The organism is Alkalibacterium gilvum (assembly GCF_900109085.1).
In the GTDB taxonomy this organism is placed as follows: Bacteria; Bacillota; Bacilli; order Lactobacillales; family Carnobacteriaceae_A; genus Alkalibacterium; species Alkalibacterium gilvum.
Window position 1 is genome coordinate 1 of sequence record NZ_FNYW01000019.1, and the last position, 13,429, is coordinate 13,429.

14 protein-coding genes are annotated in these 13,429 nt (G+C 35.1%); 5 read left to right on the top strand and 9 right to left on the bottom strand.

The window, feature by feature from the left end:
• On the top strand, positions 1-263 hold a 263-nt coding region (locus BMX83_RS05915), incomplete at its 5' end, for a transposase (RefSeq protein WP_143059495.1).
• A 115-nt stretch (positions 264-378) separates the two neighbouring features.
• Here the strand turns inward: BMX83_RS05915 and ptsP are convergent.
• A complete protein-coding gene (ptsP, locus tag BMX83_RS05920) occupies positions 379-2,100 on the bottom strand; it encodes a phosphoenolpyruvate--protein phosphotransferase (protein WP_091634679.1) in 1,722 nt (573 codons plus the stop codon).
• Positions 2,100-2,366, bottom strand: a complete 267-nt coding sequence (locus BMX83_RS05925) for a phosphocarrier protein HPr (RefSeq protein ID WP_091634681.1) — start codon at positions 2,364-2,366, stop codon at positions 2,100-2,102. Before BMX83_RS05925 ends, ptsP begins: the two co-directional genes overlap by 1 nt.
• A gap of 326 nt (positions 2,367-2,692) precedes the next feature.
• Between BMX83_RS05925 and BMX83_RS05930 the strand changes: the two genes are divergently transcribed.
• Positions 2,693-4,921, top strand: coding sequence for an ATP-dependent Clp protease ATP-binding subunit (locus BMX83_RS05930; RefSeq protein WP_091634684.1), 2,229 nt, complete (start codon positions 2,693-2,695; stop codon positions 4,919-4,921).
• Between the two features lie 59 nt (positions 4,922-4,980).
• Here BMX83_RS05930 and BMX83_RS05935 read toward each other — a convergent pair whose 3' ends face one another.
• Positions 4,981-6,573: a peptide chain release factor 3 gene (locus tag BMX83_RS05935; protein WP_091634686.1), complete on the bottom strand. Its 1,593-nt coding sequence runs from the start codon at positions 6,571-6,573 to the stop codon at positions 4,981-4,983.
• 11 nt (positions 6,574-6,584) lie between these two features.
• Positions 6,585-7,703, bottom strand: coding sequence for an AI-2E family transporter (locus BMX83_RS05940; RefSeq protein ID WP_091634689.1), 1,119 nt, complete (start codon positions 7,701-7,703; stop codon positions 6,585-6,587).
• Between the two features lie 135 nt (positions 7,704-7,838).
• Between BMX83_RS05940 and BMX83_RS05945 the strand changes: the two genes are divergently transcribed.
• Entirely contained in the window at positions 7,839-8,273 is a 435-nt protein-coding gene (locus tag BMX83_RS05945; protein ID WP_091634691.1) for a GNAT family N-acetyltransferase, read from the top strand.
• A 6-nt stretch (positions 8,274-8,279) separates the two neighbouring features.
• On the opposite strand, the gene BMX83_RS05950 is transcribed toward BMX83_RS05945, so the two are convergent.
• The 5 genes from BMX83_RS05950 to yjbM are packed head-to-tail and all read right to left on the bottom strand — an operon-like array spanning position 8,280 to position 11,881.
• Positions 8,280-8,534 (bottom strand): DUF3006 family protein, encoded by a 255-nt coding sequence (locus BMX83_RS05950; RefSeq protein WP_091634694.1) that lies wholly within the window; start codon positions 8,532-8,534, stop codon positions 8,280-8,282.
• Positions 8,534-9,535 carry a ComEC/Rec2 family competence protein gene (locus BMX83_RS05955; protein ID WP_091634696.1) on the bottom strand — a complete coding sequence of 334 codons (1,002 nt, stop codon included), beginning with the start codon at positions 9,533-9,535 and terminating at the stop codon, positions 8,534-8,536. Before BMX83_RS05955 ends, BMX83_RS05950 begins: the two co-directional genes overlap by 1 nt.
• Complete coding sequence (locus BMX83_RS05960; protein WP_177170517.1) at positions 9,528-10,433, bottom strand: RluA family pseudouridine synthase; 906 nt, start codon at positions 10,431-10,433, stop codon at positions 9,528-9,530. The genes BMX83_RS05955 and BMX83_RS05960 overlap by 8 nt, the downstream gene beginning before the upstream one ends.
• On the bottom strand, positions 10,423-11,235 hold the full coding sequence (locus tag BMX83_RS05965) for an NAD kinase (protein ID WP_091634701.1): 813 nt from the start codon (positions 11,233-11,235) through the stop codon (positions 10,423-10,425). Before BMX83_RS05965 ends, BMX83_RS05960 begins: the two co-directional genes overlap by 11 nt.
• A gap of 25 nt (positions 11,236-11,260) precedes the next feature.
• On the bottom strand, positions 11,261-11,881 hold the full coding sequence (yjbM, locus tag BMX83_RS05970) for a GTP diphosphokinase (RefSeq protein ID WP_091634703.1): 621 nt from the start codon (positions 11,879-11,881) through the stop codon (positions 11,261-11,263).
• A 95-nt stretch (positions 11,882-11,976) separates the two neighbouring features.
• On the opposite strand from yjbM, the gene BMX83_RS05975 reads away from it, so the two are divergent.
• Entirely contained in the window at positions 11,977-12,555 is a 579-nt protein-coding gene (locus tag BMX83_RS05975) for a CYTH domain-containing protein (RefSeq protein WP_177170518.1), read from the top strand.
• A gap of 201 nt (positions 12,556-12,756) precedes the next feature.
• The gene (locus BMX83_RS05980; protein WP_091634709.1) at positions 12,757-13,377 is read left to right on the top strand and encodes a DsbA family protein; all 621 of its coding nucleotides are present in this window, start codon (positions 12,757-12,759) and stop codon (positions 13,375-13,377) included.
• The last annotated feature ends 52 nt before the right edge of the window (positions 13,378-13,429 follow it).

Genomic DNA, 13,429 nt, shown 5'->3' on the forward strand with positions numbered 1-13,429 from the left:
CAACATTCCAGACTTTAAATAAATACCTAGATTCCATAGAAAATTCCTGTAAGTATACCTTGTCCAATGGACACCTTGAGGGCATTAACAATAAGATTAAAACAATAAAGCGAAGTGGCTATGGTTATCGTAATTTTAAACATTTGAGAGCACGTATTCTAATTAGCTTTAAGTTGAAAGAAAAGACCAACAAAGAAATCAGACCCTTAACTTTTGAAGAAGAAAAAGAAATCGTCAAACAATTAAATACTAAAGTCGCATAAATAAAGGTAGAAAGCATGTCGACTTTCTACCTCGGAAATCTCTGACCAACACGATTTGACAAAGAACCAAAAGAAATAGACTGGATTCCAAAATGGAACCCAGTCTGATATCTATTTATTTTACATATTGTCCAACTAATTCGATAACTTCGTCTACAGTTGTACACTCGTTAACGGCTTTGTTTGATAATTCTTTCATTTTTTCAGAGTCTAGCTTTTTGAATAGGCTTCTTGTTTTAAGAACGCTGGTTGCACTCATAGAAAACTCATCCAATCCTAGTCCTAGAAGTAATGGAACTGCTGTTTGATCTCCAGCCATCTCTCCACACATTCCAGCCCATTTTCCTTCTTTATGAGCAGAATCTATGACGTGTTTAACAAGTCGTAGAATTGATGGGTTGTATGGTTGGTACAAGTAAGAAACACGTTCATTCATTCTATCAGCGGCCATTGAGTACTGAATTAAGTCATTCGTTCCAATACTAAAGAAATCTACTTCCTTAGCAAATTGATCTGCAAGTACGGCTGCAGCTGGAATTTCAATCATTATTCCGACCTCAATTGAATCTGAAACTTCAACGCCTTTTTCAAGCAATAGTGCTTTTTCTTCTTCCAAGATAGCTTTCGCTTCTCTAAACTCTTGAAGCGTTGCAATCATAGGGAACATTATGCGTAATGTTCCGTGGACAGATGCACGAAGTAAAGCTCTCAATTGCGTTCTAAAGATAGAATCACGATCTAGACTTATTCTTATTGCTCGATACCCAAGAAACGGATTCATCTCTTCAGGTAACTCTAAATATGGAAGTTCTTTGTCTCCACCAATATCCATTGTTCTCACAACAACTGGTTTATCTTCCATTCCTTCTAAAACTTCTTTATAAGCTTTAAATTGTTCTTCTTCTGTTGGTAATTCAGCCGAATCCATATATAAGAACTCTGTACGATAAAGACCAACAGCTTCTGCGCCATTATCTTTAACACCAACTAAATCTTTTGGCGTTCCAATATTTGCGCCTATCTCAACATGTTTTCCGTCTTTTGTTACACTCGGTTCGTTTAAGAGTTGTTCCCACTCTAACTTCAACTCATCATATTCTTTGGCTTTTTTATTAAAAGCACTGACTTCCTCTTGTGTAGGATCAATATAAACGTCACCATTCATTCCATCAACAATGAGTTGGTCATCTTCTTCCACGCGCTCTGTAATATCTTTTGTTCCAACTATTGCTGGAATCTCAAGAGATCTAGCCATAATGGCAGAATGAGACGTACGTCCTCCGATATTCGTTACAAAAGCCTTTACATACTTTTTGTTTAATTGTGCAGTATCACTAGGTGTTAAGTCTTCTGCAATAATGATGACTTCTTCATCAATTGTTGCAGGAGAAGGTAAGGTTACATTTAAAAGATTAGCAATGACACGCTTTCTTACATCGCGTATATCTGCCGCTCTTTCTTGCATATAAGCATTGTCTTCCATTCCTTCAAACATCGTGATAAATGTATCTGTTACTTGTTTAAAAGCGTATTCAGCATTAACGCCTTCGCTATCAATCACAGATTTTGTTTGATCCATCAAATCAGGATCAGAAAGAACCATTATATGTGCATCAAATACCTGAGCTTCTTCTTCGCCTAATGATTCTTTAGCAACAGCTTTAATCTTAGTTAATTGTTCTTTTGCTTTATCCGTTGCTTTTTTAAGGCGTTTCATTTCGCCATCAGTATCGGATACTTCATTTTTTTCGACTGTTAAATCTGGTTCAACGAGTAAGTAAGCTTTTGCTTGTGCAATTCCATCACTTGCTGCAATCCCAGTTATTTTGCTAGTCATTACTCTGCCATTCCCTCATTTTTAATTGTTCCATCGATGCCTTCTATAGCATCTTTTTCGTCAGCACCATCAGCTGTTATCGTTACTTCAGCGCCTTTGCCTACGCCTAAAGACATAACACCCATGATTGATTTCAAGTTAACAGATTTCCCTTTATATTCCAAAGTAATATCTGAATTAAATTTACTTGCTTGTTGCACCAACAAAGTTGCAGGTCTAGCATGAATCCCAGTGTCCGCAATAATAGTGTACTCTCTTTTTTCCATTTTAACTACTCCTTCAAAAAGTTATTTTGAAAAGAATATAGCATCAGAATATAGTGACTCTACCTTTTCGTTTCGCCATCAAACCAATACTAGATTCTTTCTTCTTATACAGATTACCATTTTTCCTAATTACCTACAACTAATATTTCTTATCTTGTATGCCAAATACTTGAAAATATGTTTTTATCATTGTATAATTAATTCAGCAAAGGTCAGTATTGGTCAAACTTCATTTTATAAACTGATCTATACCTTATAATCTGACCTTTGAATTAACATTCTGTATTAATTAAAACTAATTATATTTAGAGAGGATGCTTATAAACATGATATGTCAACGTTGTATGGAAAGAACTGCAACCATCCATTTAACTACTAGCGTCAATGGTCAAAGACAAGAAATAGATCTTTGTCAAAGATGCTATCGCGATATCAAACATCAAGAACAACAAAGAAAGCAAAATCAGAATAATCATCAAGACCCATTTGGATTCAATCAATTCGATGAGCTTTTTAAAGCTCTGTCAAACAATCAAAATCCAAACACAAAAAAACCTAATCATACTGGCCAAGTGCCTGGAAATAATCAAGAACCACCACGTAACAGAGGAAGAAATGGTTTACTCGGAGAATATGGTGTGGACTTAACTCAAATGGCTAAAGACGGTAAAATTGACCCTGTTATTGGTCGAGATAAAGAAATTGAACGTGTAATTGAAATTCTTAATAGACGTACAAAAAACAACCCTGTCTTAACTGGTGAAGCTGGTGTAGGAAAAACAGCTATCGTTGAAGGTCTAGCCATGAAGATTGTTAATGATGATGTCCCACAAAAATTGCTTAACAAAGAAGTTATTCGTCTAGATGTAGCTTCACTTGTTCAAGGAACTGGTATTCGCGGTCAATTTGAGGAACGTATGCAACAATTAATGAATGAATTGAAAGAAAGCGAAAATGTTATTCTATTTATAGACGAAGTGCACGAAATTGTTGGCGCTGGTTCAACCGAAGGTAGCAGTATGGATGCTGGCAATATTCTAAAACCTGCTTTAGCTAGAGGCGAACTTCAAATGGTCGGTGCTACAACTTTAAATGAATATAGAAAAATTGAAAAAGATCCCGCTTTAGAAAGACGACTACAGCCTGTGAGGGTCGCTGAGCCAACAATTGAAGAGACCTTAACAATCTTGAAAGGCATTCAAAAGCAGTACGAAGATTACCACCATGTTAATTATACTGATCAGGCTATAAAAAGTGCTGTCTCTTTGTCACACAGATATATACAGGATCGTTTCCTCCCTGACAAAGCTATTGATCTTTTGGATGAATCGGGATCCAAGAAAAATTTAACGATTCAATCAGTCGATCCTAAAGCACTTCAAGAGAAAATTAGTGAGGCAGAGTACCATAAGGAACAATCTTTAGATAGTGAAGACTACGAAAAAGCTGCCTTTTATCGAGATCAAGTAACTAAATATAACGAAATGATTGAACAACAAACCGATCAGTCTGAACAACCTGAAGTGACTGAGCAAGATATTATAAACATTATAGAAATCAAAACAGGCATACCTGTTGGTGAGTTGAAAGAGAAAGAACAAGCGCAGTTAAAAGACTTAGACAAAGCTATCAAGCACCACGTAATTGGTCAAGATGAAGCGGTAGACAGAGTGTCTAAAGCTATTCGTCGTAACAGGATTGGTCTCAGACAAAAAAATCGTCCGATTGGTTCATTTATGTTTGTAGGGCCTACTGGTGTAGGGAAAACAGAGTTAGCAAAATCTTTAGCACTTGAATTATTCGGAAGTAAAGAATCATACGTCAGACTTGACATGAGTGAATATATGGAAAAGCATAGCACATCCAAACTCATAGGTTCTCCTCCAGGCTATGTTGGTTATGATGAAGCTGGACAATTAACTGAAAAAGTTAGACGAAATCCTTATAGCTTAATTTTAGTTGATGAAGTAGAAAAAGCTCATCCAGACGTCCTTCACATGTTCTTACAAATTTTAGATGATGGACGATTGACAGATGCACAGGGGCGTACAGTAAACTTCAAGGAAACGATTATCATAATGACCAGTAATGCTGGTACAACGAATGTTGAATCTAGTGTTGGTTTCGGAGCACAACTAAGCGGAAAACAGCATTCCATTAAACAGCACTTAGAAGAGTATTTCCGTCCAGAACTCTTAAACCGTTTTGATGGTATAGTAGAATTTAAATCCCTTTCCAAAGAAAACCTTATGGAAATTGTTGAATTAATGCTTAAAGATGTCAATGATGCTTTAAAACAACATGATATAACGGTAAACATTGACCAGTCAGCTAAAGAAAAACTTGTCGACCTTGGTTATGATCCTAAAATGGGCGCACGACCATTAAGACGAGTTATTGAAGAGCAAGTTGAGGATAAAATAGCTGAGTTTTATATTAACCACCCCGAACCAGGCACTATCCTAGCTACGGTCGAGAATGATTCTATTGTTATTACTCAAGAATCCAAGCAGAGCGCATCCAATAACAATGATGAGCAAGCAGAAGACATGTAATACCAATACTATAAAAAAGCACCGCAGGCTGATTCAATGAGCCTGCGGTGCTTTTGTTTTTACAGCAATGATATCAATTCAACATCAGGGTATTTATCACTAAACCATCTCATGGCAAATTTATTTTCAAATAAAAATAGAGGGTTATCAAAGCGGTCTCTAACTAGCATATTACGACTAGATCCCATATTTTCATCTAGTTGATTTCTATCTATCCAACGTGCAATACGACTACCGATAGATGTCATAATAACGTCTGAATTGTATTCACTACGCATACGATGTTCAAACACCTCAAACTGTAATTGCCCAACAGCACCTATAATATAGGTTTCTGTGTGATAAGCTTTATATAACTGAATCGCACCTTCTTGAACAAGTTGATTGATCCCCTTATGAAATGACTTTTGTTTCATTACGTTTTTCGGTTCAACTTTCATAAACAGCTCAGGTGTAAACTGTGGTAACTCTTGAAATTCTATTTCGTCTTTTCCTGCATATAAAGTATCCCCTATTTGAAAGTTCCCTGTATCATATAGCCCAATTATATCTCCAGCTACCGCGTCTGTTACGGTCTCTCTACTTTCCGCCATAAACTGAGTGGAATTGGACAGTCTTATTTTCTTCCCAGTCCGAGCTAGGGTTACGTCTATCCCTTTTTGAAATTCCCCCGAGCAAATTCTCAAAAAAGCAATACGGTCTCGGTGCCTTGGATCCATATTTGCCTGAATTTTGAATACAAAACCTGAAAAAGTAGGTTCATCAGGCTTTACAATTTCACTAGACTGAGTCTCATGAGTAGAAGGTTCAGGTGCAAATTCCAAAAATGTTTCCAGAAAAGTTTGTACACCAAAATTTGTCAATGCTGACCCAAAGAATACCGGACTTAATTTTCCTGAAGCAATCGCTTTTGTTGAAAATTCATTCCCTGCTTCCTTTAAAAGTAAAGCTTCTTCAAGCACTTGATCATAAAGAGATTCATTTTTTATTTTATGATCTCCTTCAATCTCCCCTTCTTCATTTAAGGGTATAAAACGTTCGCCGTTATTTGTTTCTTCTGGTCTAAACGCTTCAATCCGATTATGATAGAGGTCATATAGACCTAAAAGAGTCTTACCAGACCCAATAGGCCAATTCATTGGATAGGCATCAATTTCAAGAACTTCTTCCAACTCTTCAATTAATTCAAGGGGCTCTCTTCCATCTCTATCGAGTTTGTTCATAAATGTAAAAATTGGAATCCCTCGCATACGACAAACTTTGAAAAGTTTCTTTGTTTGCTCCTCAATACCTTTTGCACTATCTACAACCATGACAGCGGCATCCACAGCCATTAGTGTTCGGTATGTGTCTTCAGAAAAATCCTCGTGTCCTGGTGTATCTAATATATTTATTCGTTTGTCCTGGTATTCAAATTGCATGACTGAACTGGTTACCGAAATACCTCTTTGCTTTTCAATTTCCATCCAATCTGACTTAGCAAATTTACCTGTTTTTTTAGCTTTTACTGTTCCAGCTTGTCTAATAGCCCCTCCGAATAACAGAAGTTGTTCAGTAATTGTTGTTTTTCCTGCATCGGGGTGGGAGATAATAGCAAACGTTCGTCTTTTATTTACTTGTTCACTTAGTTCATGATTATTATTTTCAGTCAATATAAACGTCCTTACTCTTTGAAATTATTTTTTTCTGTTGAATATTTTATTAACTTCTGTTCACGGTATATCTTAAATACATATGTCCCAATTGTTTTTAAGATAGCAAATACAGGTACACCGATAAGCATCCCTACTAATCCTGCTATATTAGCAGAAGCAAGCAATACAAGTATAACAGTTAAAGGGTGAATAGCTAAGGATTTTCCTACTAGAAGTGGCGTTAAGAAATTGCTATCAAGTTGCTGGGCAATAAGAACAAATACTGCAGCGAGAATCGCTTGCGCTGGCGACTCTATGAGTCCAACTATAATTGCAGGTCCTGCTCCAATAAACGGCCCGACATAAGGGATGAAATTAGTAATAGCAGCAAAAAACGATAGTAAAAAGGCTGTTGGAAGGTTTATAATGGAATACAAAATAAAGAGTATTGCCCCGACCATCAACGAAGCCATCCCCTTACCACTAACATAACTTGAAATAGTGACATTCGTTTGGAGTATCATTTCTTTGATATTTTGCTTATATTTTACAGGCGTCTTATCTACTACTAATGGCAAAAATCTATGCCCATCATAAAGCATGTAAAATAGAATAACTGGCACTGTGATAAATAAAAAAGCAACATCAGTGAATGCTTGTATCGCACTACCTAGGCCAGAAGCCATTCCAGACAAGAACCCAGCCCCTGTATTTCTTAACCAATCTTCAAGATTCGTTAAAGCAAGATCAATATCTATCTGCTGCATCCAGGGTTCCTCAGCAAGATTACTTGCATATTTATCTAGTTCACCAATTAGTACAGGTATCCCAGAAATCAAATTGGTTGTCTGTTCTATAAGCATAGGTATACCCAAAAGAATGGATATAGCAATAAAACCAATCAATAGTACCATTACTATCGCTACACCTATTAGTCTTTTCACTTTAAAACGCTCAAGTAATTTTACTAAAGGGTTCAATAAATAATACAAAAAGCCTGCAATAAGTAGGGGCATAAATAGAGCAGTCAAAATCCCTACTAATGGATTTAATATGAAATCAATTCGTTGGAGCACATAAATAAGTATTGCAACGGCCAAAAGCCATATGGTCCAAAACATTAATTTAGAATCTTTCCAATTAATCACTTTATCCTCCTTTAATTCGTTTCTTTTATATTATAAGTGACATCACCTTTTATTTAAAGAGTAAGTTCATTGTCACGTTGACCTAAAACGTAAATATTGCTATAGTAAACTATAATTTTAGAAAAGAGTGATCACATGGACTTTAAAATAACAACAGATATTTCATCAAATATATACCAACACTCCATTGCAATTCGAGAAGAAGTCTTCATAAAGGAACAAGCCGTCGATCCAGCTCTAGAAATTGATGAACTAGAAGCCGAGGCGCTACACATCGTGGGATACATCGATACTATTCCTGTATGTACAGCTCGCTTACTTAAAAAACAGCCTGACTCAATCAAAATTCAACGTGTAGCAGTTCTTTCTTCCTATCGAAAAATGGGTATCGGAAAAAAACTATTAAATTATATTAATGATACTGCGATGAACCAGTTCGATGCCTCTTTCCTTGTTCTCGATTCACAAGATCACGCCATCCCCTTTTATGAAAAAGAAGGATACAGTGTATATGGAGATGGATTTTTAGATGCGGGGATTCCTCATCACTCTATGAAAAAAGGCATTTAAATTATGTCAATTAGATTTTTTATTCTCTTTTTTTTTAAGAAGTTTTTGTCTTTTTTTAAAATTAGACTCTAGTCTTCTCTTTTTTTCTTCACTATCTTTTTTCAAAATCATATTCGGCTGATGTGTTCTTTCTATAAAAAACACATCGCCGACTTCGTATGGTTCAGGAATTTTATTAATCGGTACATATATCATATCTTCTTGGGAATCCGGAACAAAGCCAGCCATATCATTATCAATTGATTCTAGAACGGCATACATTATTTTTCCTCCTCTAAAAAGACCTCTAACTGATTATCTTGCTTTATATTAATTTGTATCGATCCATTTTTATCTGTTCCATAAACCTCAATAGACTGATCAACTACTTTATTTAGAACTTCTTTATGTGGATGCTCATATACATTCCCCATTCCTGCTTGGTAGACAGTAACTTTTGGATTTACATCCTGAAGCCATTCCTTACTTGTGCTCGTACGTGAACCGTGATGTCCTAAAACCATAATATCTGATTGCAGGCTGCCAATATAATCTTTCAGTATACGTTCTTCAATTTGGCCACTTACGTCTCCCGTTTGAATAATTGAACTGTCGCCGATTGATATCCGCGTAGCAATTGAGGCATCATTTTGTGACTTGTTTTCCATATCTTCAATTGGATTCAGTACTTCAATAGAAAAGGCACCTAAATCAAATGCTTCCCCCGCTAAAGGTTCTTTATATACAACGTCTGCATCAATTATTGAGTCTAGCACCTGACTATACGTTTGCGAAGTATGATCCACACCATTCATCCACACTTCATCAACCTGAAAGTATTCCAAAACAGCGTCTCCATTACCAATATGATCAGCATCATTGTGTGTAAATATAAGGAGGTCAATACTTCCACCTACGCCAATTTCATCGTTTAAATAATTAATGATTTCCGTTTCATCGCTATCGTATCTCCCAGTATCAATCAAGATATTTGTGCCATCATATGCCTGAAGGAGTGTAGATCCTCCTTGACCAACATCAAAGAAATGTATTTCAGAAAGATTTCCTTTTATATCTTTGCTTTTATCATTTGAGGGAATCTCAATGGATTCAATATAAAGTTGTACTTCTTTTATATAGTTTTCTATCAAACTAAATGATAAATAATCTCTCTCTACCCACGTGCCCAATAAAAAAGCAACACCAACAAGTAGTGTTGTTAATAAAACAGATATTTTTTTACCTTTTAATGTTCTTTTTTTACTGTATTTTTTTTTACCCATTTTCACTCTCCAATAGATTAGATAATTTATTTAAATCCGCCGGCAGCTGGGCGACTACTGATAGTTTTGTTTCAGTAAACGGATGAGTGAAACTAACTGTTGAGCAGTGCAACGCCTGTCTTTCGATTCTGTATTCGTTGGATTTTGGATTATACAAATCATCACCAACTAGACCATGACCAATATCAGAGAAATGCACACGAATTTGGTGCGTCCGACCTGTGTGTAACTGTATTTTCACTTGAGTTAGTTGTTTAAACTTCTTCGTCACCCAGTACTCTGTTAAAGATGCCTTGCCGGTTTTTAACACCTGTCTTTTTATTATAGATCCCGGCATACGGTCGATTGGTTTATTAATAAGTCCCCATTCTTTTTCTAAATCCCCATCTACAAAAGCAATGTACTCTTTATACAATTGCTTTTGCTTAAGCAAGCGATCCATGTAGGAATGAGCCAACGTATGCTTCGCAAAAATCATAACTCCTGATGTATCTTTATCTAAACGAGTGACGATATGAACGGTTTTATATCTATAATTTTGTCTTAAGCAATAGCCTTTCACTCTGTTTGCCATTGTGTGATTTTTATAGAGTGAAGAAGGCACCGAAGCAACATGGCTCGGTTTATTTACTATAAGATAGTGTTGGTCTTCATATAAAATATTTAACGGTTCATTTGATACTTCTAAACTATCACTACCTACTTCATCTGGTAAACAAAGTGAAACAACATCTCCTTCAGAGACACATTTACGCACTCGACTGAGTTCGCCATTTACCTCTAGCCGTCCTCCTTGGTATTTAACTTTGGCAAGTAAACGCTTTGATATATACTTTGTTTTCAAAAAAGCTTTCAAGGTGATGGCGCTTTCACCTTGTACTTTCCACTCAATTTTCATTATTAAATTTAGCTCCCAAGAAAGCATCTTCAACTCTATCCCAGAAGTGAGTATGTTGATATTGTGCAAATCGAATTCGTTCTTTAGCAATTTGAAATTTTATATAATCGACATCCGTCTCAGATGAAGCGAGTTGATCTATTGTTAAAGTAAAACAAGACGTATCGATAGGCTCAATTTTTATCCATTCATCTGGTGCTATAACCATGGGTGAACTGAGCGTTCGAAATATACGATTATTTAAGGAAGCAATTTCTGTAAGTTGCAGTGCCTCAAGTCTTGGGTGTAGCACTGCTCCACCAATTGATTTATTATATCCTGTTGAACCTGTTGGAGTAGAAATACACAATCCGTCTCCTCTAAATCGCTCGAAATATTCTTCTTTAATATAAACATCCCCAACTAGTGTCCCATCTGTAAATTTAACAATAGATTCATTTAACGCTAAAAAATGCTTATTTTTTTGTTTATTTTTATATATAATTTCTATATCTAATAAAGGATACTGGATATACTCGCCATTGTCGTTTACCAAGCTATCTACTAACTCTTCAAGGTTATATTGCCTCCAATCCGTGTAGAAACCTAAATGGCCTGTATGCACGCCAATAAAACGTACTTTATCTAATAAATGTGCATATCTATGAAAAGCAGAGAGTAACGTCCCATCTCCACCCACTGATATGATTATATTTGGTTGGCTAGTCGTTATTTCAATATTTTCTTTTGCTAACATTTCCCTTAACTTTCGCGCTACGTTCGTTGATTCTTCGGTATTGTTTTTAACAATTGCAATTTTCATTTAATGATCCTTTCACGCACATTGATCAGTCTTCTCTAAAACGAAAGTCTTGTTGGATTTCTTTAATCTCTTCTCTTATGGTAGACATTTCTTCATCTAACTGAAAAGCTGACTCTGCTGCTTTTTGTAATCGCGCATTAATTTCTTCAGGAAATTCTCCTTGATATTTATAATTAAGTGAATGCTCTATAGATGCCCAGAAATTCATGGCCAGCGTTCTAATTTGGACTTCCACTAATACTATTTTTACTTGGTCAATTAACTGCACAGGATATTCGCATATTAAATGATACGAACGATACCCGCTATCCTTTTTATTTGTCACATAATCTTTTTCGTAAATAACAGTTAAGTCATTTCTGTTTTTAAGTAGAGAGACCACTTCATGAATGTCCTCGACAAATGGACACATAATTCTTACTCCAGCTAGGTCTTCCATATCTTTTTCCAACTTATCTATCGGAATATCTCTTGTTTTTGACTTCATAATTATACTTTTAATCGGCTTTACTCGCCCCGTGACGAATTCAATAGGACCATGCTCTTTTCTTAAATGATACATCTCCCTTAACCCGCGCAATTTAACCTTTAATTCGTCAACTGTTTGTTTGTAAGGAAGCAGGAAAAGTTCCCAATCTCTATTCATATCCTATACCTTCTCTACTTTAATTTAATCATTATTATTGGTATCATTGTAACATATTTAAAATTTTTTCTGTAATGAAGGGAACCAATTATTATATGAGACAAGAAGTTGAAATAGAATATAAAAATCTTTTAACAGAGACTGAATACAACAAGCTTAAAGAAATATACTTTGATCGATCATCTACGCACATAACACAAAACAACTATTATTTTGATACAAAAGACTCTCACTTAAAATCAGCAGCTTGTGCTCTTCGTATTAGAACGAAAGATGGATCAGCAGAAATGACACTCAAAACACCTTTTGAAGGTCATCATAATGAGACGACATTGGATTTGTCAATCGAAAAAGCCAGTGAACTTATCTCAGCAGGGTATTTCTCTTTGCCAGAAGATATCCATACTGTTCTCATTGAACAAGGTGTATCGTTCTCGGAAAATGTTTTTATAGTCGCGCAGCTTAAAACAGAACGCCTAGAAATTAAAAAACCTCATTCTATTATTGTTCTAGATAAAAGTTATTATTCAAATGAAGTCGATTATGAATTAGAAGTAGAAGCTGATTCTATTTCTATTGGTAAAAATGTGTTTAATACTATTTTAAAGAATAACAAGATACCCAAACGTGCAACGGAAAATAAAATAGCACGTGCCTTTAATGCTACGCAATAGCATTTTCAAAATAACAGTTGTGACAATTTTGTCACAACAGTTCATCTTTTTATTCTTTAAATAAGCAGAATATTACACTATAAATTATATATTTGTTAATCTATATAATGTAATCAATACTTTTTATTGAAATTTATCAAATACATGATCATAGATTATTATTATGACTTAACAAAATATAAATTGGGTGTGTGCTAAAAAATGTTTTTAAATAATATAATAGAAATTTTTCTTTTTGTAAATCCTTTAGGAACAACGTGTTATGAGACTGAAAAAACAATCGAAGCTTTCTCTAATGAGCGCGATGAAAAAGTTAAGGTGCGTTTTATTCCTTTGTTAAACTTCCATACTGTTGGAAATATTATGAAAGAAAAAAAAGATCAAACTTTATCAAATCGTAATATGTTTTACACAGATTCTTTTAACGCTAGCTTAGCTTTTCAAGCTGCTTCAATGCAAGGTAAAAAAAAAGGAAGAAAATTTCTGATGCTTCTCCAAGACAAAGTGATTAATGACAATAAAGAAGTTACTCGAGATTTATTCATCCAAATAGCTAAAGCGATAAACTTAGATGTGGAAATGTTCGAGGAAGATATTGATTCTGAACTTACTAAAACAGCATTTAAAAAAGATCAAAAGTTAGCTCAAGAAATGGAGATAGAAAATGCACCATCATGTATTTTATATGCCGGCTGTGATAGTACTTGTGGCTATATGATGGATACAACTATAACTAAACAGTTATTACATGGTTTCTCTGATGAAAATCTAGCATTTAAAAAATCCCCTAGTAATCGCTTGTCGATCATTCAATCCATTTAAATATTATATATAATAAAAACAGTCATTTTCCCATTATAGGAGAATGACTGTT

Coding starts and splice junctions, on each gene's coding strand:
- ptsP (WP_091634679.1), bottom strand. CDS start 2,100: ATGACTAGCAAAATAACTGGGATTGCAGCAAGTGATGGAATTGCACAA.
- BMX83_RS05925 (WP_091634681.1), bottom strand. CDS start 2,366: ATGGAAAAAAGAGAGTACACTATTATTGCGGACACTGGGATTCATGCT.
- BMX83_RS05930 (WP_091634684.1), top strand. CDS start 2,693: ATGATATGTCAACGTTGTATGGAAAGAACTGCAACCATCCATTTAACT.
- BMX83_RS05945 (WP_091634691.1), top strand. CDS start 7,839: ATGGACTTTAAAATAACAACAGATATTTCATCAAATATATACCAACAC.
- BMX83_RS05950 (WP_091634694.1), bottom strand. CDS start 8,534: ATGTATGCCGTTCTAGAATCAATTGATAATGATATGGCTGGCTTTGTT.
- BMX83_RS05955 (WP_091634696.1), bottom strand. CDS start 9,535: ATGGGTAAAAAAAAATACAGTAAAAAAAGAACATTAAAAGGTAAAAAA.
- BMX83_RS05960 (WP_177170517.1), bottom strand. CDS start 10,433: ATGAAAATTGAGTGGAAAGTACAAGGTGAAAGCGCCATCACCTTGAAA.
- BMX83_RS05965 (WP_091634701.1), bottom strand. CDS start 11,235: ATGAAAATTGCAATTGTTAAAAACAATACCGAAGAATCAACGAACGTA.
- yjbM (WP_091634703.1), bottom strand. CDS start 11,881: ATGAATAGAGATTGGGAACTTTTCCTGCTTCCTTACAAACAAACAGTT.
- BMX83_RS05975 (WP_177170518.1), top strand. CDS start 11,977: ATGAGACAAGAAGTTGAAATAGAATATAAAAATCTTTTAACAGAGACT.
- BMX83_RS05980 (WP_091634709.1), top strand. CDS start 12,757: ATGTTTTTAAATAATATAATAGAAATTTTTCTTTTTGTAAATCCTTTA.